A 20,827-nucleotide genomic window follows, 5' to 3' on the forward strand; every position below is an offset into this window, starting at 1 on the left:
TGGAGTTCCCTTAAGGCGGTAGCTGGTGCTACTGTTCCCTCATCTTAACGGAACTCCAGACCCATTTAGAGGGCTCTCTCATGTCCATCACCCAAGCCGTCCCGGCGCCCGCCCGCCTCCTGACCGGCCGCCACCGGGTCACCCTCGCGGTCCTCCTGGTCGCCCAGTTCATGCTGGCCGTCGACTTCTCGATCCTGAACGTGGCGCTCCCCGCCATCGGCGACGACCTGGGCTTCTCCCTGGGCGGCCTCCAGTGGATCGCCACCGCCTTCGCCCTGTGCGCGGCCGGGTTCACCCTCTTCTTCGGCCGCATCGGCGACCTGCTCGGCCGCAAGCGCATCTTCCTCGGCAGCCTCGCGCTCCTCGGCGTGGCCTCCCTCGTGGGCGGGCTCGCCCCGACGCCCGAGCTTCTCATCGCCGCCCGGGTCGCCCAGGGGCTCGCGACCGCCGCCGCCACCCCCTCCGGGCTGGCCCTGCTGACCACGTCCTTCCCCGAAGGCCCGCTGCGGCAGAAGGCGCTCGGGCTCAACGGCGCCCTCATGTCCGCCGGGTTCACGGCGGGGGCGGTGCTCGGCGGCGTGCTCACCGACGTGCTCTCCTGGCGCTGGGCGTTCTTCGTCAACGTGCCCGTCGCGCTCGCCGTGCTCGTCGTCGCGCCCGCCGTCATCGCCGAGTCCCGGCCCGCCGACCGGCCCCGGCTCGACCTGCCCGGCGCGCTCAGCGTCACCCTCGGCCTGCTCGGCGTCGTCTACGGCCTCACCCAGGCGGGCGAGCACGGCTGGACGCACCCGCGGGCGGTGGCGGGGCTGCTCGCCGGCGCGGTCCTGCTCGCCGTCTTCCTCCTCGTCGAACGCCGGGCCGCCCAGCCCCTGGTCCCGCTGAAGGTGCTGGCCAGGCCGACCGTGGCCTGGGGCAACCTGATCGGGCTGCTCGCCTTCGTCACCGAGACGTCCCTGGTGTACCTGCTCACCCTCTACCTGCAGAAGACCCTCGGCTTCTCGGCCCTCGCCGCCGGGCTCTCCTTCGGGGTGCTCGGGCTCGGCACCGTGGCCGGCGGCCTGCTCGCGCCGAAGGCCATCGCCCGCACCTCCACCATCGCCGTACTGGTCGGGGGCGGGCTGCTGCAGGCCGTCAGCACCGCCGCCCTGCTGCTGCTCGGCGACACGGCGGCGGCCCTGGCGCTGCTGCTGCCCGCCACGTTCCTGGGCGGCGTGGGCAACATGCTGGTCATCGTCGGCTTCATGGTCACCGCCACGGCGGGCCTGCCCGACCACCAGCAGGGCCTCGCCACCGGGCTGGCGTCGATGTCACAGCAGGTCGGCATCACCATGGGGACGCCGATCATGTCCGCGATCGTCACCGCGGTGACCGGCGGCGCGGTCTCGGCCGGCGCGATCCGGCACGGCGTCCTCGTCGCCGTCGCGGCCAACGCCGGCCTCGTCCTGCTCGGCGTGCTCGTCGCCGCCGTCCTCCTGCGCGTGCCGGGCATAATGATCGCCATCCCCCGGAGAAGGAGCAGAAGGTGACCATCGAGTGGGCCCCGTTGTCCGCCGCCGACCTGCCGGCGATCGCCGAACTCGCCCGGCGCTGCCTCGACCACGACGGCGGGCTCCCGGCGACCACGTCACCGTCCTTCCTGGAACGCAGGTACGCCGCAGGACCGGGGGTGGGCGCGTACGACGGCGGCCGGCTCGTGGCCTGCGCCGCCGCCCGCCCCGCCGGCCCGGCGACGGCCGTGACCGGCCTGGTCGACCCGGCCCACCGGGGGCGGGGGCTCGGCTCCGGCCTGCTGGACCGGCTGGCCGAGGGCCCCGTACGGCTGGAAGTCGAGTCGCTGACGCCCGAGGCCGACGCGCTCTTCCGCGCCCGCGGCTTCCGGCGGACGTTCGCCGAGGACGTCTTCCGCCGCGACCTGGCCCTGCCGCTGCCGGACGTCCCGCTGCCGGCTGAGCTGGCCGCCGAGGAGTGGTCGCCCGCCACCGAGGAGGTCTTCCACGCGGCCTACTCCGCGTCGTTCGCCGACCGGCCCGGCTTCCCCGGCTGGTCCCGCCAGGAGTGGGTGGACTGGCTGGTGGACGACGACTTCCTGCCCGGCTGCTCCCTGGTCGCCCGTACGGCGGACGGCGCCGCCGCCGGCTTCGTCGCGTGCGCGGAGGGCTTCCTCATCCAGGTCGGCGCGGTGCCCGGATGGCGCCGGCGCGGCCTGGCCCGGGCGCTCGCCGTCGCCGCGCTCGGCCGGATGCGCGCGGCCGGCGCGACGGAGGTCTTCCTGGACGTCAACGAGAACAACCCGGCCTCGGCCGCGCTCTTCCGCGGCCTCGGGTTCGAGGCGGTCGCCCGCCGGGCCCGCTACGAGAACTGACGGCCTCCCGGAGGCCGTCAGCGTCACCTACGGCTGGCTGTCTTCGCGTGGGCCGTCAGCGGCCGGGTGTCGTCCCGGGCACCGTCGGCGTCACGTTCGGCCGGGTGCCGTTCCGGGGGCCGTCAGCGTCTCGTGCAGGTGGCGGGCCTCGTACAGGACGCGGCTCGACCCCTTGCGCGCGGCCATGTCGGCCAGCCCGGCGACCTCGCCGCGCGCCCCCGCGAGCGCGGCGGCCCGCGCCGCGACCGCCAGCAGCTCGCCCAGCCCCGCGCGGGGCCGCTCGCCGGACCGGGGCAGCAGGGCGGGCAGAGCCTCGGCCAGCACCGCCCACACCTCGGCGTGCGCCCCCGCCGCCGTCAGGCCGTCGAGCGCGGCGGTGATCCGCTTGAGCACCACGAACTCGACGTCGATCAGCCGCGCGACGGCCCGCCCGAGGTCGGCGGCCGGAAGCTGCCCGCGCGCCGCGAGCGTGAGCGCCGCCTCGGCCGCCGCCGCCCGCTGCGCGTCCCGCCGGTGCCCCAGCCCGCCCGCGATCAGCATCGCGGTGGCGGCCCCCACGGGCCCGTCGCCGTGGGCCAGGGCCGCGAGGGCGGTCATCCTGGCGTCATTGCCGTCGGACACCCAGGGCCGGCAGCGCAGCAGGGCGGCGGCCACGAGCTCGCGGTGCGACGGCAGCACCAGCGGCCCCCACAGAGGGTCGTCCGAAGACGACAGGTAGTCGGGGCCCCGATGGTCGACGCCCCATGACGCGGCGAGCCACGCCGGCAGGCCCTCGGGGGCCACGATCTCCACCCGCACCCGGCGCGACCAGCTCCGCGGGCTGTAGCTGTACTGCGACCGCTCCTCCTCGTACGGCGTCACGCGCACGGCAGGATCCGGCCATCCGCCGTCCCGCAGCCAGGCGGCCAGCGTCCGCCCCGCCTCGCCCGGCAGCTTCTCCGCCCGTACGACCAGCTCGGGATCGCAGCGCCGGGGCAGCCGCAGCAGCGCCTGCTCGAAGTCGGCCGGCAGCGGCTCGCCGCCCTCCAGCCGCTCCATCCGCTCCACCAGGACCGCCGCGTCGACGTGCCCGGTGGCCGAGGTCGGCGTGGCGAGCAGCGCGGGCACCGTGCGCCCGTCCTCGAACAGCGCGATCACCTCCGCCAGCCGCCGCCGGACGAGCCGCTGGCCGACCCACTCCGAGGAGTCGTGGTAGCCCTCCAGCACCTGGTTCAGCTGCCGGCTCCGCTTGGGGGCGATGATCGCCAGCGCGCAGCGGAGCACCAGGAAGGGAATCCTGCTGCCTCCGAACACGTACAGGTGGTGCTGGGCGGGCTCCCCGTCCGGCAGGGTCTCCTCCAACCACGGCCGCAGCGCCGCCACCACCGCCGCCCGGTCGCTATGGGTCAGCTCGACGAGCCCGCCCAGGACCCGCTCGCACCGCGCCGGCTCGCTCCGCCAGTTGAGCGCCCGCAGCTCCGCGACCAGCTCGTCCGGCGAGGCGATCGGCGGCGCGAGAGCGGGCGGCGCGGGCGCGCGCAGCACGGAGGCGACCGGCCGCTCCGGCTCGGCCGCGGCGACCTCGCCGTAGCCGGCCGCGACGCGCTCGCGCAGGTCGGCGGGCAGCCGGGCGGCGGCCTCGCGGACCGCGTCCCGGCCCGCCTCGCCGGCGTAGGGGGCCAGCCGGACCGCCAGCCGCACCGCCCGCCCCCGCAGGGCGGGATCGTCCAGGTCGAACACGGCGGCGAGCGCGGGCACCGCCCCGCCGCCGCGGGGGCCGGACGCCCGCGCCGCCCACCGCACCGCCTCCTCGACCAGCTTCTTCTCCGGCCGGTACGCCAGCGCCCCCACAGCCTCGGCGAACAGCTCGTCGTCGAGCAGCCCCGCCTCCTCGGCCCGCCGCAGCTCCTCCACCGCCAGCTCGGTCACCGTCGGACCGGCCGACGGCAGCAGGCGTACGAGATCGAGCACCGGGATCTCCGGCGGCTCCGGCGCGAGCAGCCGCCAGAGCCACACGAACGGCATCATCTCCGCGTCCGGGCCTCCGCCCAGGAACCGGGAGGCGCACCCGTCGACCAGCGTCGCGCGCGGCACCCGGCCCGTACGCGCCAGCGCGGCCAGCTCCGTCATGGCCGTGCTCCGCCCCAGCGGCTCGGCCACGCCCTGCGCCTGGAACAGGCGCGGCAGCAGGGCGTCGAGCAGCGGATCGCGGTCGAGCTCCAGGTCCTCCCCGGGCCGCCGCCTGGCCAGCCGCCAGGCCCACCCGACGACGAAGGCGTCACCGCCGGGCGGCTCCAGGCCGGTGTCGGTGACCAGCGCGGCGACGAGGTCCCAGCCGGGCACGCCCTCCGCGCGCTGCCACCGCCGCCGGCCGGTCGCCGGCCGGAGCCGCGCGGCCAGCCGTACGGCGAGGTCGCGCCGCCACTCCAGGGGGCGGCGGCGCAGCAGGGGGAGGAGGAGGGCGGCGTCCAGCTCGGGGTCGCGCGGCCGGCGCAGCTCCCTGCGGTCGAGCCAGGCCGCGACCTGCTCGGCGCCGGTGAGGCAGGCCGCTCCGGCCAGCCGGAAGCCGGTCGCCAGGCCCTCGATGTCGGCCCGGGCGGGGAACCCGCCGCGCAGCTCCTCGGTCATGTGCCCGGGGAGCTGCACGGCGATCGCCCGCCGGCCGAGGTCGCTCAGGCCGTCCAGGAACGTCGCGAGGTCCCGGTCATCGCCCGCCTCGATGCGGTCGAGGGCCTCCTGCCAGGGATTCATGCGGCCACCTCGCCGCGCCGCGCTGCCAAAGAAGCGATCATGGGCGCGACGGTAACGACCGCCACCGACAGATCGCGAGAGCCCCGGTCAGGCCAGGGCGGGCTCCGGCGCGGCGGCGGGACCCGGTCAGGCCAGGGCGGGCTCCGGTGCGGTGGCGGCGGGGCGGGTGGGGTCGCCGGCGAGGCGGCGGGAGGCGTACTGGGCGATCTGGCCGTGCGCTGCCACGACGACGCCGAAGCCGACGACCAGGACCGCGATGAGCGTCATGCGCGAGTCGGGCGCCAGGATGATGGCCGCGCCGTCGGAGAACCCGGTGCTCGCCACGCCGAACCCGGTCAGGGCCGCGGTCACCCACCGGCCGCCCACCCGCACCACCGCCGGGGCGGTCGCGGTCAGCGCCGCCGGCGCGGCGAGCACGGCGAACACCATCAGGACGCCCAGCGTGCCGCCCAGCGTGAACGTGCTCTCCTCGGCCGCCGCGATCGTGATCAGGCTCATCAGCAGCCGCGCCGCTCCGCCGCCCACGACTCCGGCCACGACGGCGCCCCCCACGGCCGCCGCCAGCACCCGGATCACGCGCCGGCCCGTCATTCCCGCCATACAACCCCTCCAGTCTTCTGAAGGGGTTGTAGTGGTACGAATCCCCCCAAAGCAATGCCGGAAATGCAATGCAATGAGGCTGTTATTGATGATTCGTCGGGAAAAGCATGACTAAACCTGTCCAATACGGGTGTCAGGCCGCCGTGGACAGCATGCCGTTCGGATCGAGGACGTACTTGCGTGCCGCGCCCTCGTCGAACTCGTGGTACCCGCGCGGCGCCTCCTCCAGCGGGATCGGCGTGGCGTTGACCGCCTTGGCGATCTGCACCCGGTCGTGCAGGATCGCCTGCATGAGCTGCCGGTTGTAGCGCATGACCGGGCACTGGCCGGTGGCGAAGCTGTGCGACTTGGCCCAGCCCAGGCCGAAACGGATGGACAACGACCCCTGCTTGGCCGCCTCGTCGGCCGCGCCGGGGTCGCCCGTCACGTACAGGCCGGGAATGCCGAGCTCGCCGCCCGCCCTGGTGACGTCCATGAGCGTGTTGAGCACGGTGGCGGGGCGCTCCTTCTCCGCCTCGCGGCCGTGGCCGCGCGCCTCGAAGCCGACCGCGTCCACGCCGCAGTCCACCTCCGGCTCGCCGAGTATCTGCTCGATCTGGTCCTTCGGGTCGCCCTTCGAGACGTCCACGGTCTCGCAGCCGAAGCTGCGGGCCTGGCCGAGGCGCTGCTCGTTCAGGTCGCCGACGATGACCACGGCGGCCCCGAGCAGGAACGCCGACGCCGCGGCGGCCAGCCCGACCGGGCCCGCGCCGGCGATGTAGACCGTCGAGCCAGGCCCCACCCCGGCGGTCACGCAGCCGTGGAAGCCGGTCGGGAAGATGTCGGCGAGCATGGCCAGGTCGAGGATCTTCTCCATCGCCCGGTCCTTGTCCGGGAACTTCAGCAGGTTCCAGTCCGCGTACGGGACGAGCACGTACTGCGCCTGCCCGCCCACCCAGCCGCCCATGTCGACATAGCCGTACGCCGAGCCGGGCCGGTCGGGGTTGACGTTCTCGCAGATGCCGGTCTTGCGCTCCTTGCAGTTGCGGCAGCGCCCGCAGGCGATGTTGAACGGCACGGACACCAGGTCGCCGTTCTTGATGAACTCCACGTCGGAGCCGGTCTCGACGACCTCGCCGGTGATCTCGTGGCCGAGGACGAGGCCGGGCGGCGCCGTGGTGCGCCCGCGGACCATGTGCTGGTCGCTGCCGCAGATGTTGGTGGCGACCGACTTGATGATCGCGGCGTGCGGCAGTTTGCGGCCTACGTTGGCCGGGTGCACGCCGGGGCCGTCCTGCAGCGTGAATTCCGGATAGTCGATGTCGTGGACCTCGACCTTGCCTGGGCCTTCGTACTTGACTCCTTTGTTGCCAGGCATGAGGATTCTCCCTCCTCGGGGCTTTTGTCCCCCTTTCTGAATATAGCCCGACCCGGCATCCGGCGTTCAGGGAGCGAGGGCGAGCTCGGCCAGCTCCCGCCAGTCCCGCCGCCGGCCCTCGCCGGACGCCTCGGCGAACGCCGCCTCCCCGAGCCGGTCCCGCGCGGCCGTGGCGATCCTGGAGGCGTCCGGCCGCGAGTGGTCCTGCGTGCCGCGTACGCCCTCGCTCGCCGCGAGCAGCCACGCGGCCTGCTCGTGGCGTCCCCGGCGCAGCGCGAGATCCGCGATCCCGACCAGCGCACCGGCGATCAGCGGCGGGTACGCCGCCTCCACGGCCGCGTCCAACGCCGTACGGCGGCACGCGCGGGCCTCCTCGAGGTCCTCGGCGAGATAGCCGTACAGGTCCATGACCGAGGCCCGGGTCGAAACGGTGAGCTCCGGATCCGTGGCCTCCAGAAGGCGGCGCGCCCGGTCCGGTTCGCCGCGCCAGCGGGCCAGGTGCGCCTTGGCGAGCGTCAGGTCGGCGAGCACGTCCGGCCAGGCGATCCCGCCCGCGCGCCGCTCCGCCTCGGCCATCGCGGCCGCGCTGGACCGTTCGTCGCCGAGCAGCCAGTAGAGCTGCGCCTGCCGCGCCCGCAGGCCGATCACGTCCTCGGCCGCGCCCACCTGCTCCAGGGCTGCGCTCGCCTCCTCGTAGTGCTCGCACGCGCGGCCGAACTCGCCGCGCATGCCGAGCCGGTCGCCCAGATAGCTGTGCGCCAGCGAGATCCCCCACCGGTCGCCCAGCGCGCGGAACTCGGCGAGCGCGGTCTCGATGTCGGCGTCCACGTCGGTCTCGTCGCCGCCGAGCGTGAGCCGCAGCCGGCCGCGCGAGAGCCGGGCCTGCGCGCGTACCCACGGGTCGTCGCCGGCGATCAGCGGCTCGAACGCGGGCAGGAACCCCGCCGGCTCCCGTACCAGCCGCTCCAGCGGCTCGACGAACCCGACCAGGGGGTGGCGCCGGCCGAGCCGGCCGAGCCGGTGCGCCCCCTGGATCCACTCCGCCGCCTGGAACTGGTCGCGGCCGGGCCCCGAGGTCACGAAGATCGCCACGATCGTGTACGCCATCGCCCGCACCTCGTCCGGCACCTCACCGGGCAGGGAGGCCGCCGCGACGCTCAGCTCGATGGCCTCCATCCGCTGCCCGCGCAGGAACCAGTACCAGCCCACGGCCCCGACCAGCCGCATCGCCTCCTCGGCCCAGCCCTCGGCGATCGCGCCGCGCAGGGCCGTACCGATGTTGTCGCGCTCGGCGTCCAGCCGGGCCAGCCACTCCAGCTGCCCGGCCCGGCGCAGGTGCGGGTCGGCGGTCTCGGCCAGCTCGGTGAAGTACGCGAGATGCGCCCGGAGCGTCCGCTCTCCCTCGCCGGCCTCGGCGAGCCGGTGGGCGGCGTACTCCCTGATGGTGCCGAGCATCCGGTAGCGCGGAGTGCCCTCGGCGTCCGCGTCGGCGAGCAGCAGCGACTTCTCCACGAGCGCGCTGAGCAGGTCCAGTGCCGGCTCGCCGTCGGGACCGTCGCCGCATACGGCCTCGGCCGCCTCCAGGCTCGCCCCGCCCGCGAACACCGAGAGCCGCCGCAGCACCCCGCGCTCGGCCTCGCTCAGCAGGTCCCAGCTCCAGTCCACGACCGCGCGCAGCGTCCGGTGCCGGGGCAGCGCCGTACGGCTGCCGCCGGTCAGCAGCCGGAACCGGTCGTCCAGCCGGTGCGCGAGCTGCTCGACGGACATGGTGCGCAGCCGCGCCGCCGCCAGCTCGATCGCCAGCGGTATGCCGTCGAGCGCGCGGCAGATCCTGGCCATCGCCGCCAGGGTGCGCGGGTCGCCGCCGAGGTCCTGGCGTACCAGCTCGACGCGGTCCCGCAGCAGCCGCACCGCGGGCGAGGCCCCGGCCCCGGCGGGGTCCTCGGGCAGCGCCAGCGGCTCGACCTGCCACAGCACCTCGCCGGTGATGCCGAGCGGCTCCCTGCTCGTGGCGAGGATCCGCAGCCCGCGGCACTCGCCCAGCAGCCGGTCCGCGAACGCCGCGGCCGCCTCGATCACGTGCTCGCAGTTGTCCAGGACGAGCAGCATCGCCCGCTCCCGCAGCGCGACGACGAGCCGGTCCATCGGCTCCCCGGCCCGCGCCCCGCCGAGCAGCGCCTGGTCACGCAGGCCGATCGCGGTGAGCGCGGCCTGGGCGAGGTCGCCGCCCGCCCGTAACGGGGCCAGCTCGACCAGCCACGCGCCGTCCGGCAGCTCGCCGAGCACGGCCCGCGCGGTCTCCGCCGCCAGCCTGGTCTTGCCGGAGCCGCCCGGTCCGGTCAGCGTGACCAGCCGGTGCCTGGCGGTCAGCCCGGCGACGGCGGCGAGGTCGTCGTCCTTGCCGACGTAGCTCGTCAGCTCGGCGCGCAGGTTCGTCCGGCGCGTGTCCGCCCGCCCGCCCAGCTCGCCCCGCAGCAGCGCGGTGTGCAGGGCGGAGAGCTCGGCCGACGGATCGGCGCCCAGCTCGTCGGCGAGCCGCTCGCGGGTGCGCTGGTAGACGGTCAGCGCTTCGTTCCCGCGCCCCGCCTCGGCGAGCGCCCGCATCAACGCCGCCACGAACCCCTCACGCAACGGGTAGGTGGCGACCAGATCGGTCAGCTCGGACACCAGCTCCGCGCCCCGCCCGAGCTTGAGGTCCGCCTCCACCCGGTCACCGAGCGCGGCCACGCGCAGCTCGTCCAGGCGCGCGACGGCGGCCTCGAACAGCTCGCTGTCCCGTGGCCCGATCTCCGCCATGGCCGCCCCGCGCCACAGCCCGAGAGCCGTACGCAGCAGCTCCGCCCGCTCCGCCGGCTCGGCGGCCCGCGCCCGCCCGACCAGGCCCTCGAACCGGCACACATCCACGGCCTCGGCGCTCAGGACCAGCCGGTAACCGCCGGCGTCCGCCTCGACCACACCGTCCGGCAGCATCCTGCGCAGCCGGGACACCAACGCCTGCAGAGCGTTGACCTCGTCCGCAGGCGGCCGCTCCCCCCAGATCCACTCGACCAGCCTCGACCGAGCGACGATCTTTCCGGGTTCGAGCGCGAGCGCCGCCAGCAACGCCCGCAACCGAACCCCGGGAACCTCCACGAGGCCCCCGTCACCGCCCCTGACCTCGAACGGCCCCAGCAATCCCACGCGCACACAAGCATTCTGCCGAACCCCAGACACACCCGGCTCACCGCCCACCCTCGCCCCGAGGACGATCCGTCGCCCCCGTAAGCGCCCGATGACTCGGTTTCTAATTTGTGATGATCGTCCGGCTTGTTGGGCGGGCCGGACTTTCCTACGTTGATCGTCGGGTGTCGATCGGCTCCCAGTCGCCCGCCCGGCGGAGCGCCTTTCGGAGGTGATTGTGTCTGTTGAGATGCAGGCATTCACGGTTTCTGGACATGAGCCAGGCGCGGCTGGTCGCGTGTGGAGCGCCATATCCGACGTCGGAGAGGAGTTTGAGGACGGCACGCTGTCGATGTCCACATATCTGCAGGCCGAGGACAGGCTCTTGCGGGCTCTCGATATCTTGCTGGCCTCGGTCGAGGCTCGACACATTGATATCCGACACCCTTCGGCGTGGGCCCCTCTGCCGCGATGGCTTGGAGGCATTTACCACGGTAAGCGTTTGGCCGTACAGGAAGTTGAAAGCCTGGCGAGGACGATGCTTCGAGAATATCGCATCTATGTCCAGCTTGAGTTTCAGGGGAAGCTGAAGATTGCGTTCAACCAGGACATGTGCATGCATGTAGCGTTGGAAAATCCGAGTGAGGACATTCTCTCCGAGATCGAAGGCTTGGGGCTCAAGGTGTCCTGGTCGGATTACGAGTCGGCCTTCGGGACAGATATCGATGATGTCCCTGGCGCCACCGCTCGTCCTGTCGGCCCAGGCTTTTGGAGCGAGGTCAGGGAGATGGGGGCAAGAGAGGGTGTGCCTGATGTGATAATTCAGGAGAAATGGGCTTTCGGTACGTATGGCACAACGTGGTACCGTGTGCCCGCCGATTCTCCCGAAGCGGTAGCACGATATCTGTCTCCTTGCTCGATGGTCAGCGCTTTCGCGGACGTCTCCATGTTCGAAGTGGCGCCCGGCCCTGACGCCCTTGTCGCGATCTGCAACGCGATGGCGGTGCCGCTGGACGAGCGGGCGCTGATTTGCGTGAGCAACCCTGGTGCCGCCGGTGTGCGACTCGAAGCTCGGCCCTTCACGGGGTTCGCTTCCCTGCAGGCGATGCTGGCCGCGCAGAGTGAGACGATCACCTGCTTCTTCGATCCGGAGGATGGGCCTGCTGTCCCTAGGATCTCTGCTGTGCAGCCGGATCGTGACGGCGTGCTGCAGAACATCTGGGGCGATGTAAGCGTCTGAACGGATATCGGCATGGCGAGATTTATTGAGTTGGAGCCATTTTCGACATGGCCTGAAATAGATTTCGAAACAGCTGGCGGGCTTATAGATCTTCATAACATGGCCGACCTGGGGGAGCTGATCATCTCTCCCCAGAGGTCCACCCTGACGATCCGTTTCGTTCACTATGGAAAGTTGCGGGGGTCCGAGGCCGAGTCGCATGCCGTGGAGTTGGAATTCAGCGGAATAAGAGATCTCAAGATGGAGCTTCCCGCTGATTATGAACCCCGGGCGGCGGAGACCTTGGAAGGCATCGCCCATCGGGAAGTCTCCGGCCAATCGTACTTCGACGTGGACATGGGCGATGTCAAATGCACGCTTGCCGCGGAAACCCTCACGCTCAGGGTGTCATGATAGCCAGTCGTGGCTTGACCGAGGCCTCGACGGGGAGTGTCGCGCCGGACAGCATGGTTGTCCGGTTTGGTGGGTGGGGATACTCTCGCCGTGTTTGAGACGATGTGCGTCTGCAAATGGCGGGAGCAGGTGGATGACTTACCAGGATCTTGATCCGCGCACGCCGGTGCTCGTGGGCGTGGGGCAGGCGTCGGAGCGGATCGGAGAGCCCGGTTACCGTCGTCTGTCGGCCGTCGAGCTGGCCGCCGCGGCGGCGCGCGAGGCGCTCGTCGACACCGGGGCGGACCCCGGCGAGGTGGCCGCCGCTGTGGACACGGTCGCGGGTGTGCGGCAGTTCGAGATCTCGGCGCCCGGCATTCCGTCGCCGCTGGGCAGGTCCACCAACTATCCGCGTTCGGTCGCCGCACGGGTGGGGGCCGCTCCTCGGCGGGCGATCCTCGAAGTTGTCGGGGGGCAGGGGCCGCAGCATCTGGTGAACGAGATGGCGGCTGCCGTCGCGGACGGCGAGGCGCAGGTGGTGCTGCTCTTCGGGTCCGAGGCGATCTCGACCGCGCAGCATCTGGCGAAGGCCGAGGACAAGCCGGACTTCAGCGAGAGCGTCGAAGGGGACCTGGAGGACCGTGGCTACGGGCTCAAGGGGCTGGTCTCGCGGCAGCAGGCGGCTCACGGGCTGACGGACGCGCCCAGCCAGTACGCCCTCTTCGACAACGCCCGCCGCGCCCGACTCGGCCAGACGCGGGAGGAGTACGCGGCCGGCATGGGCGCGCTGTTCGCGCCGTTCACGAAGGTCGCGGCGGCCAACCCGCACGCCGCCGCCCCCGTCGAGCGCACGGCCGAAGAGCTGGTCACGCCCAGCGAGAAGAACCGCTACATCGCCGAGCCCTACACCCGCTACATAGTGGCCCGCGAGAAGGTCAACCAGGGCGCGGCCGTGCTGCTGATGTCCGTGGGCGAGGCCCGGCGGCTGGGGGTGCCACCCGAGCGGTGGGTGTTCCTGCACGGCCACGCCGACCTGCGCGAGCGCGGCCTGCTGGAGCGCGCCGACCTGAGCGGCAGTCCCGCTGCCGTGCTGGCCGTACGGCACGCGCTGGAGCAGGCCGGGATCGGGGCGGACGAGCTGGCCGTGATCGATCTTTACTCCTGTTTCCCGATCGCCGTGTCCGCCGTCTGCGACGGCCTCGGCCTGCCCGCCGACGGTTCGCGCGAGCTGACCGTGACCGGCGGGCTGCCGTTCTTCGGGGGCGCGGGCAACAACTACTCGATGCACGCCATCGCCGAGACCGTGCAGCGGCTGCGCGCGCAGCCGGGCGCGTACGGGCTGGTCGGCGCGAACGGCGGCTCGCTCAGCAAGTACTCGGCCGGCGTCTACTCCACCACGCCCGCCGAATGGCGGCCGGACCGCAGCGCCGCCCTCCAGGCCGAGCTCGACTCCCGGCCCGGCGTCGAGCAGGCGTTCCAGGCCGACGGCTGGGCCACGATCGAGACCTACACGGTCAAGCACGGCAGGGGTGGGAAGCGCACCGGGATCGTCGTGGGCCGGCTGGAGGCCGACGGCCGCCGGTTCATCGCCACGAGCGACGACGAGCGCACGCTCGGCCTGCTCACCACCGGCGAGCCGATCGGGCGGCGGGTCTACGTCCGCTCGTTCGGGTTCGGCAACCGGGTGGCGGTGGACGACGCCCTCATGGACGAGCTGTTCCCGCCCAGGGCCGCCGTGCTGCGCGACGACTACGAGCACGTGCTGGTACGCCGCGACGGCCACGTCCTGGAAGTCACGATCAACCGCCCGGACAGCCGCAACAGCCTCCACCCGCCCGCGAACGACGAGCTGGACGCGGTCTTCGACGCCTACTTCGCCGACCCCGGCCTGTGGGTGGCGATCATCACGGGCGCGGGCGGCAAGGCGTTCTCGGCGGGCAACGACCTGCTCTACTCAGCCTCCGGCAAACCGATGTGGGTGCCGAAGAACGGCTTCGCCGGCCTCACGAGCCGCCGGAACATGACCAAGCCCGTCATCGCGGCGGTCAACGGCTTCGCCATGGGCGGCGGGTTCGAGATCGCCCTCGCCTGCCATCTGGTCGTGGCGGACGAGACGGCCCGCTTCGCGCTGAGCGAGGTCAAGGTGGGTCTGGTCGCGGCGGCGGGCGGCCTCGTACGCCTGCCCAGGGCGCTGCCCGGCAAGCTGGCCACCGAGATGATCCTCACCGGCCGCCGGCTGACCGCCGCCGAGGCGCTGGAGCACGGTCTGGTCAACCGGGTGACCGAGCCGGGGCAGGCCCTGGCCGGCGCGCGGGAGCTGGCCAGGGAGCTCCTGGAGAGCTCGCCGACGTCCGTACGGGCGTCCCTGCAGATCATGGCCGAGACGCAGGGCATCCCGGACGTCGTGGACGCGGTCACCCACCCGTCGCCCGCGCTGGACGACCTCATGGTCAGCGAGGACGTCACGGAGGGCCTGACCGCGTTCGCCGAGAAACGCCCGCCGCGCTGGCGCAACCGCTGAGAAATCATGGAACCGCCGGCCCGGCTCGTGCCAATTACTCCTGTCAGCAGGATGACATGAGAGGCACGAGATGCGACATGAGAGCTGGACGGACGCGCCCGCGCGGCCACTCTCCGACCGGTTCGCCGAGCTGTTCACCCAGCACGGACCGGGGCTCAAGCGGTACGTCATCCGGCGGCTCGGCGTCGAACCTGCCGACGACGTCGTGGCCGAGACGTTCGCGCAGGCGTTCCAGCACCTGGAGTCGTACGACGTGGCGCGCGGCGACGAGCGCTCCTGGCTGTACGGCATCGCCACCAACCTGATCGGCCAGCACCGCCGCAGGGAGATCGCGCTCTACCGGGCCCTCAGCCGTACGGGGGCGGACCCGGTGGTGGAGCCGTTCACCGACGAGGTGGAGCGGCGGGTGATGGCGGGCGCGACGCGGCAGCGGCTGGCCAAGGCGCTGGCCGGGTTGTCGCGCGCGCACCGGGACACGTTGCTGCTGGTCATGTGGGCGGAGCTGACGTACGAGGAGGCGGCGGGAGCGCTCGGGATCCCGGTCGGGACGGTGCGCTCGCGGATCAACCGGGCCCGGTTCGCGCTGCGCCGGGCGCTGCGCGGGCTGGACCCGGCGGCCGAGGACGAAGGAGCGGGCTGGTGACGAAGGACCACGACGAGTTCGACCTGGTGAAGCGGATGCGCGCGGAGGTGCCCGCGCGACAGGACCTGAGCGGCGTGGAACGCCGCCTCGCCGAGCTCCGTACTCGCCGCCGGCCGGTGAAGTCGCGCCGCCTGCCCCGGCTCCGGTGGGGGCTCGCGCTGGCCACCGCGTGCGTCGTCGGCCTGGGCGGCTGGCAGCTCACGCGGGGCGGCGCCGAGCAGGGCGTCCGGCCCCCCGTGGCGCACCGCCCGACCGCGACCGCGACCGTGCTGGAGCGGGCCGCGCTCGCCGCCGCGTCCAGCACGGCCGCCGAGCCCAGCCCGGACCAGTGGTACTACCGGCAGCAGTCGCAGCACATGCCCGGCGGCGACCTGCCGACCTACGAGAGCTGGGACAAGCTGGACGGCACCCGGACGGCCATCCGCACGGAGGGCGGAAAGCTGAAGGTCGCCGCCGCCGAGCGGGGCCCCACACACCCGGGCAAGACCATGGCGGAGCTGCGGCGGCTGCCCACCGACCCCGACGCGCTGCTCCGGCACTTCCGCTCGCTGCCACGCGAGCTGACGCCGCTGTCGATCTGCGCCCCCGCGTGCCCGGCGGGAACCGAGCAGGACGTGAAGGCGTTCGGCGCGATCGGCTGGTACATGAGCTACGGCCCGCTGGTGCCCCCGGACACGGCGGCCGCGATGTACCGGGCGCTGGCCAGGATCCCGAACGTCAGGATCGAGCAGAACGCGACCGACGGCGACGGCCGCACCGGCATCGGCGTCGTGCTCGACCTCGGCGAGGCCGGCAAGGGCTCTTACATCCTCGACCCCGAGGACTACCACTACCTGGGGGTCGTGGTGGGGCAGGGCGAGGACGCCGCGGCGATGTCCGTCCTCTTCTCCGGCATCGTGGACGAGCCCGGCCAGCTCCCCTGACCGCAGCCCCGCCCGGGGAGTGACCACCCGGGCGGGGCGTTCCGCGGGCGCTAGCTGTCACACTCCTGGTAGACGCGTTTGCCGGTGCTGGCGTCCGTGCAGACCTTGCAGGTGCGGTTCGGGCTGTTCGTGGTCGGCTTCTTGGTGGTCACGCATTCGAGGTCCATCGGCTTGCGGGACTGGCTGCCCTGCTTCTGGGACTCGCCGCGCCGCCGCTCGCAGTACTGCCTCTTGTATCCGCTGCCTTTCTTGGCGCGGCAGTAATAACATCTCCTGTCGCCCTCCTGGAGCCATTTGCATTTCGGCGCCAGCGAGCTGGAGGAATCGATGGACGAGGTTGTGGCGCCGGCGTTCGCGGCCTGCGCCTGCGAAGGCATCGAAGGGACGAGGGCGGCCGCCACAAGGGCGCTGACAGCGCAGGCTTCCTTGAGCATGGTTCCTCCCGCGGTTCGCGTTCTCCGCTGACCCCTCCATCGTGAACCCCTCTCTCCGAGCGGCGTCAAGACGGGCGGCGGACATTATTGTTCCGGCGCCGCGCGCATATTCTCCGGTCAAACATGCGCAGCACATCTCCTTTATAGGCCGCGATTGTTTTCATGGCCGCCCTTTACGTTCTCCTGCTCCGCAGGGCGGCGGAAGACGGGCCATCGGACGGGTTTCGAGGGACTTTGGTCCCTGCCGACGACCCGGGGGAGGGCGGGATCTTGGGGTTCATGACGAACGCACCAGCCTCTCCTCACGCGCGCGTACCCGCGCTGATGCTCGGCATGGCGACCCTCGGCTTCGCGGTGAACTTCTGGGCGTGGGCGCTGCTCAGCCCGCTGGGGCCGCGTTTCAAGGAGCTGCTCGGGCTGTCGGCCGGGCAGCAGGCGCTGCTGGTCGCCGTACCCGTGATCGTCGGCTCGCTCGGCCGCATCCCGGTCGGCGCGCTGACCGACCGCTTCGGCGGGCGGGCGATGTTCCCGATCGTCTCCGCCGCCACCATCGTGCCCGTGCTGTTCATCGGCGTCGCCGGGCAGACCTCGCTGGCCGCGCTGCTGGTCGGCGGGTTCTTCCTCGGCGTCGGCGGGACCGTCTTCGCCGTCGGCGTGCCGTTCGTCAACGCGTGGTTCCCGCCGCACCGCCGCGGTTTCGCGGTGGGCGTCTTCGGCGCGGGGATGGGCGGCACCGCGATCAGCGCGCTGACCACCGTGCCCCTGGTGCGCGCCGGCGGCGCGGCCACGCCGTTCCTGATCACCGCCGGGGTTCTCGCCGCCTACGCGATCGCCGCCTGGCTGGTGCTGCGGGACGCGCCCGGCCGCAGCGTCGCGACCCAGCCCCTGATGACGCGTATGGCGGCCACGCTGAAGCTGCCGATCACGTGGCAGGCGTGTGTGCTGTACGCGGTCGCGTTCGGCGGCTACGTCGCCTTCTCCGTCTACCTGCCCGCCTACCTCCAGACCGGCTACGGCCTCGAACAAGCCGACGCCGCCAACCGCATGGCCGGGTTCGTGGTGCTGGCGGTGCTGGCCCGGCCGCTCGGCGGCTGGCTGTCCGACCGGGTCGGTCCCGTGCCCGTGCTGACCGGGGTGTTCGTCGTCATCGCCGTCTCGGCCGGGGTGCAGGCGCTGACGCCGGGGCTGATGCCGGTGGGCACGGTCGCCTTCCTGACCATGGCCGCCGCGCTCGGCGCGGGCAGCGGCGCCACCTTCGCCCTCGTCGCCCAGGTCGCGCCGGCCGACAAGGTCGGCACGGTGACCGGACTGGTCGGCGCGGCGGGCGGGCTCGGCGGGTTCGTCCCGCCGCTGCTGATGGGCTTCGTCTACGGGCGGCTCGGCTCGTACGGGCTCGGCCTGGGCCTGCTGGCCGTCACGGCCGCGCTCACCCTGGCACTGACGGTGACCGTGATCCGTTCGGTGGCCGTCCGCCGCACGGCCGGCGCCCGATAGGAGGTCGGTGACGTGGGTCCGGTCGACATCCGGGTGGAGCGCGGCGGACCGCCGCGTCCCCGTGCCTCGTGGCACCTGCGCGCGAACGCGGTCGTCGTCGGCTGGCTCGCCCTCACCGTCGTGGCGGCCCTGGCGGGCGGCGTGCTGCCGGCGCCGCGCTGGCTGCTGGTCCACGTCTTCCTGCTGGGCGCGATCAGCACCGCCATCCTCATCTGGAGCGAGCACTTCACCGTCGCGCTGCTGCGCGTCCGCACCCCGCCGCGCCGCGGCGGCCTCGCCAGGCTCGGCCTGCTCAACGCGGCCACGGTCGCGGTGCTGGCCGGGGTGTCGGTGGGGCCGTGGCAGGTCGCCGCCGCCGGCGCGGCGGTGGTGGCGGGGGTGGTGCTGTGGCACGCCGCCGTGCTGGTCAGGCTGGTACGTCAGGCGCTGCCCGGCCGGTTCGGCCACGTCATCGGCTGGTACGTCGCCGCCGCAGGAGCGCTCGCCACCGGCGGCGTCCTCGGCGGGCTGCTGGCCGCGGACGTCGGGCACGGGGCCGCGCACGAGCGGACGCAGGCCGCGCACACCGTGGTGAACCTGTTCGGCTGGGTCGGGCTGACCGTGCTCGGCACGCTGTTCACGCTCTGGCCCACGGTGCTGCGCACCCGGATGGCGGACGGGACGCGCCGGGCCTCGCGCCTGGGGCTGCGGCTGGCCGCTCCCGGGCTGGCGGTCGCGACCGGCGGGCTGCTGGCGGGCTCGCGGTGGGCGGCCCTGGCCGGGCTGGTGGCGTACGCGATGGGAGTGCTGGCGGCGCTCGTGCCGCCGGCTGACGCGCTGCGGCGCAGGCGGCCGCACAGCGGGGCCGCCTGGATGCTGGGCGCGGCGATCGGCTGGTTCGAGGTGGCGCTGGCCGCGAACGCGGTGGTCGTCGCCACCCGCCCGGCGGCCGGGGTGGCGGCGGCGCTGGAGCCGCTGCTGCCGCTGGTGCTCGTCGGGTTCGTCGCCCAGGTGCTGTTCGGCTCGCTGCTGCACCTGCTGCCCGCGGTGCTGGGCGGCGGGCCGGCCCGGTTCAAGGAGAACGCGGCGCTGCTGGAGCGCGGCTGGGCCGTGCGGCTGGCGGCGCTCAACGTGGGGGTGCCGCTGCTGGTCCTGCCGGTGCCGTCCCCGGTGGTGCTGCTGGGCTGGGCGCTCGTCCTGGGCTCGGCCGTGGCGTTCGTCGCGCTGGCGGTCACCGCCCTGGTCCGCGCCCGCCCGGCGTCGTGGCGGCCGTCGCCGGCCGTGGCCGGGGTCGTCGCCGGTTGCCTGCTGACGGCCGCCGCGGTCGTCGTCGCCACGACGGGCGGATCCGGTCCTGCCTCCGTGACCGTGACCGGCTCCCGTACGGTCGAGGTGACGCTGTCCGGGATGAGCGTACGCCCGGCGGTGATCGAGGCGCCCCTGGGGACGGTCCTGACGCTGCGGATCACCAACGCCGACGCCCAGCGCCACGACCTGCGCATGGAGACCGGTGAACGCACTCCGGCGCTCGCCCCCGGCCAGAGCGCCACGCTGAAGCTGGCGGCCCTCGGCGCGGCCGTGGACGGCTGGTGCACGGTGGCCGGGCATCGGGCGGCGGGCATGACGATGCGGATCGTCCCCACAGGAACTTCCGCCCACGCCGCCGCGCACGCGCCCGACCTCGCCGCCCCCATGTCGCCGGGCTGGAAGCCGTATGACGCCAGCCTGCGGCCCGCGCCCGGCGGCACCGAGCACCACGTCGAGATCCGCGCCGACGACAGGGCCGTCCAGGAGGTCGCGCCGGGGGTGCGGCAGCGCGTGTGGACGTTCAACGGGACCATGCCGGGCCCGGTGCTGCGCGGCAAGGTCGGTGACGTGTTCGTCGTGACGTTCGTCAACGGCGGCACGATGGGCCACGGCATCGACTTCCACGCCGGGGCGACCGCCCCGGACGGCCCGATGCGGACGATCCAGCCGGGGGAGCGGCTGACGTACCGCTTCCGCGCCGAGTTCGCCGGGGCCTGGCTGTACCATTGCTCGACCATGCCCATGACGCAGCACATCGCCAACGGCATGTACGGCGCGGTCGTCATCGACCCGCCCGGCCTGCCGCCGGTGGACCGCGAATACCTCCTGGTGCAGGGCGAGCTCCACCTGGGCGAGCCCGGCAGCGAGGCCCAGGTCGCCAAGCTGCGGGCGGGCGAGCCGGACGGCTGGATGTTCAACGGCGCCGCCGCCGGCTACGACCACGCCCCGCTGCGCGCCGAGGCGGGCGAGCGCGTACGCCTGTGGGCCGTGGCCGCCGGGCCCAGCTCGGGCACATCGCTGCACGTGGTCGGAGCGCCGTTCGACACCGTCTACAAGGAGGGCGCGTACGCGCTGCGATCCGGCGACCCCGGCGGGGCACAGACGCTCGACCTCGCCCCCGCCCAGGGCGGCTTCGCCGAGCTGGTCTTTCCCGAGCCGGGCCGTTATCCGGTGGTGGACCACACGATGCGCCGGGCCGAGGCGGGCGCGCACGGGCTGTTCGAGGTGAGCGCGTCATGACGTGGTGGTCGGTGGTGCGGTTCCTGCACGTGCTGGGCGCGGCGCTGTGGGTCGGCGGCCAGCTGTCGGTGTCGCTGGTGCTGCTGCCGCCGGCCCGGCGGCTGCTGGACGAGCAGCGGCGGGGCCAGGTGCTGAGCGCCGTGGGCCGCCGCTTCGGGCTGCTCACCGCCGCGGTGTTCCTGCCGGTGCAGCTCGCCACCGGGGTGGCCATCGCCTGGCACAAGGGCGTGACGTGGGCCTCGCTCGCCGAGCCCGGCTACGGCCGGATCCTGGCGGCCAAGCTGCTGCTGTTCTGCGCCGTCATGGCCGCCGCCGGGGCGCACGGGTGGCTGACCGGCGCGGGCCGGCCGCGGCTCGCCCGGGTGATGGCGGTGACGTCGCTGGTGGGCTCGCTGGGCGTCGTGCTGCTGGCCACCGCCCTGCCCGCCACATAAGGACCTGAGGGCCGATCGGCCCGACAGGCGGG

15 protein-coding genes are annotated in these 20,827 nt (G+C 73.4%); 10 read left to right on the plus strand and 5 right to left on the minus strand.

Annotated features, from left to right (window positions below):
* Positions 1–80 precede the first annotated feature (80 nt).
* Both ACBR40_RS21740 and ACBR40_RS21745 read left to right on the plus strand, forming a co-directional pair.
* On the plus strand, positions 81–1,526 hold the full coding sequence (locus ACBR40_RS21740; RefSeq protein ID WP_371249919.1) for an MFS transporter: 1,446 nt from the start codon (positions 81–83) through the stop codon (positions 1,524–1,526).
* Positions 1,523–2,362 carry a GNAT family N-acetyltransferase gene (locus tag ACBR40_RS21745; protein WP_344209870.1) on the plus strand — a complete coding sequence of 280 codons (840 nt, stop codon included), beginning with the start codon at positions 1,523–1,525 and terminating at the stop codon, positions 2,360–2,362. Before ACBR40_RS21740 ends, ACBR40_RS21745 begins: the two co-directional genes overlap by 4 nt.
* A 90-nt stretch (positions 2,363–2,452) precedes the next feature.
* On the opposite strand, the gene ACBR40_RS21750 is transcribed toward ACBR40_RS21745, so the two are convergent.
* The 4 genes from ACBR40_RS21750 to ACBR40_RS21765 all read right to left on the minus strand — a co-directional run bounded on the left by ACBR40_RS21750 (position 2,453) and on the right by ACBR40_RS21765 (position 10,235).
* A complete protein-coding gene (locus ACBR40_RS21750; RefSeq protein WP_371249920.1) occupies positions 2,453–5,092 on the minus strand; it encodes a DUF6493 family protein in 2,640 nt (879 codons plus the stop codon).
* Between the two features lie 126 nt (positions 5,093–5,218).
* On the minus strand, positions 5,219–5,692 hold the full coding sequence (locus ACBR40_RS21755; RefSeq protein WP_371249921.1) for a hypothetical protein: 474 nt from the start codon (positions 5,690–5,692) through the stop codon (positions 5,219–5,221).
* 133 nt (positions 5,693–5,825) lie between these two features.
* Complete coding sequence (fdhA, locus tag ACBR40_RS21760; RefSeq protein ID WP_344209865.1) at positions 5,826–7,049, minus strand: formaldehyde dehydrogenase, glutathione-independent; 1,224 nt, start codon at positions 7,047–7,049, stop codon at positions 5,826–5,828.
* A gap of 66 nt (positions 7,050–7,115) precedes the next feature.
* Positions 7,116–10,235 (minus strand): BTAD domain-containing putative transcriptional regulator, encoded by a 3,120-nt coding sequence (locus tag ACBR40_RS21765; RefSeq protein WP_371249922.1) that lies wholly within the window; start codon positions 10,233–10,235, stop codon positions 7,116–7,118.
* Positions 10,236–10,446: 211 nt separating this feature from the next.
* On the opposite strand from ACBR40_RS21765, the gene ACBR40_RS21770 reads away from it, so the two are divergent.
* The 5 genes from ACBR40_RS21770 to ACBR40_RS21790 all read left to right on the plus strand — a co-directional run bounded on the left by ACBR40_RS21770 (position 10,447) and on the right by ACBR40_RS21790 (position 15,907).
* Positions 10,447–11,448 (plus strand): hypothetical protein, encoded by a 1,002-nt coding sequence (locus ACBR40_RS21770; RefSeq protein WP_371249923.1) that lies wholly within the window; start codon positions 10,447–10,449, stop codon positions 11,446–11,448.
* Positions 11,449–11,460: 12 nt separating this feature from the next.
* Complete coding sequence (locus tag ACBR40_RS21775; protein ID WP_371249924.1) at positions 11,461–11,841, plus strand: hypothetical protein; 381 nt, start codon at positions 11,461–11,463, stop codon at positions 11,839–11,841.
* Positions 11,842–11,974: 133 nt separating this feature from the next.
* Entirely contained in the window at positions 11,975–14,341 is a 2,367-nt protein-coding gene (locus ACBR40_RS21780) for an acetyl-CoA acetyltransferase (protein WP_371249925.1), read from the plus strand.
* A gap of 70 nt (positions 14,342–14,411) precedes the next feature.
* On the plus strand, positions 14,412–14,984 hold the full coding sequence (locus tag ACBR40_RS21785) for an RNA polymerase sigma factor (RefSeq protein ID WP_371249926.1): 573 nt from the start codon (positions 14,412–14,414) through the stop codon (positions 14,982–14,984).
* The gene (locus ACBR40_RS21790; protein WP_371249927.1) at positions 14,981–15,907 is read left to right on the plus strand and encodes a CU044_5270 family protein; all 927 of its coding nucleotides are present in this window, start codon (positions 14,981–14,983) and stop codon (positions 15,905–15,907) included. Before ACBR40_RS21785 ends, ACBR40_RS21790 begins: the two co-directional genes overlap by 4 nt.
* A gap of 50 nt (positions 15,908–15,957) precedes the next feature.
* Here the strand turns inward: ACBR40_RS21790 and ACBR40_RS21795 are convergent, their stop codons facing one another.
* Positions 15,958–16,341, minus strand: a complete 384-nt coding sequence (locus tag ACBR40_RS21795; RefSeq protein ID WP_344209840.1) for a hypothetical protein — start codon at positions 16,339–16,341, stop codon at positions 15,958–15,960.
* Positions 16,342–16,620: 279 nt separating this feature from the next.
* Between ACBR40_RS21795 and ACBR40_RS21800 the strand changes: the two genes are divergently transcribed.
* From ACBR40_RS21800 to ACBR40_RS21810, 3 genes are read left to right on the plus strand one after another with little or no spacing between them, the layout of a single operon-like run.
* Positions 16,621–17,835 carry an MFS transporter gene (locus ACBR40_RS21800; RefSeq protein WP_371249928.1) on the plus strand — a complete coding sequence of 405 codons (1,215 nt, stop codon included), beginning with the start codon at positions 16,621–16,623 and terminating at the stop codon, positions 17,833–17,835.
* Between the two features lie 12 nt (positions 17,836–17,847).
* Positions 17,848–20,361 carry a multicopper oxidase domain-containing protein gene (locus tag ACBR40_RS21805; protein ID WP_371249929.1) on the plus strand — a complete coding sequence of 838 codons (2,514 nt, stop codon included), beginning with the start codon at positions 17,848–17,850 and terminating at the stop codon, positions 20,359–20,361.
* Positions 20,358–20,795: a hypothetical protein gene (locus ACBR40_RS21810; RefSeq protein ID WP_371249930.1), complete on the plus strand. Its 438-nt coding sequence runs from the start codon at positions 20,358–20,360 to the stop codon at positions 20,793–20,795. Before ACBR40_RS21805 ends, ACBR40_RS21810 begins: the two co-directional genes overlap by 4 nt.
* Positions 20,796–20,827: the final 32 nt, after the last annotated feature.

Origin of the sequence: Nonomuraea sp. AD125B (assembly GCF_041402765.1) — a bacterium.
In the GTDB taxonomy this organism is placed as follows: domain Bacteria; phylum Actinomycetota; class Actinomycetes; order Streptosporangiales; family Streptosporangiaceae; genus Nonomuraea; species Nonomuraea bangladeshensis.

Excerpts from the sequence above, each read along its gene's own strand:
- ACBR40_RS21740 (WP_371249919.1), top strand. The coding sequence starts at position 81 with ATGTCCATCACCCAAGCCGTCCCGGCGCCCGCCCGCCTCCTGACCGGC.
- ACBR40_RS21750 (WP_371249920.1), bottom strand. The coding sequence starts at position 5,092 with ATGAATCCCTGGCAGGAGGCCCTCGACCGCATCGAGGCGGGCGATGAC.
- ACBR40_RS21755 (WP_371249921.1), bottom strand. The coding sequence starts at position 5,692 with ATGGCGGGAATGACGGGCCGGCGCGTGATCCGGGTGCTGGCGGCGGCC.
- fdhA (WP_344209865.1), bottom strand. The coding sequence starts at position 7,049 with ATGCCTGGCAACAAAGGAGTCAAGTACGAAGGCCCAGGCAAGGTCGAG.
- ACBR40_RS21775 (WP_371249924.1), top strand. The coding sequence starts at position 11,461 with ATGGCGAGATTTATTGAGTTGGAGCCATTTTCGACATGGCCTGAAATA.
- ACBR40_RS21780 (WP_371249925.1), top strand. The coding sequence starts at position 11,975 with ATGACTTACCAGGATCTTGATCCGCGCACGCCGGTGCTCGTGGGCGTG.
- ACBR40_RS21785 (WP_371249926.1), top strand. The coding sequence starts at position 14,412 with ATGCGACATGAGAGCTGGACGGACGCGCCCGCGCGGCCACTCTCCGAC.
- ACBR40_RS21795 (WP_344209840.1), bottom strand. The coding sequence starts at position 16,341 with ATGCTCAAGGAAGCCTGCGCTGTCAGCGCCCTTGTGGCGGCCGCCCTC.
- ACBR40_RS21800 (WP_371249928.1), top strand. The coding sequence starts at position 16,621 with ATGACGAACGCACCAGCCTCTCCTCACGCGCGCGTACCCGCGCTGATG.
- ACBR40_RS21810 (WP_371249930.1), top strand. The coding sequence starts at position 20,358 with ATGACGTGGTGGTCGGTGGTGCGGTTCCTGCACGTGCTGGGCGCGGCG.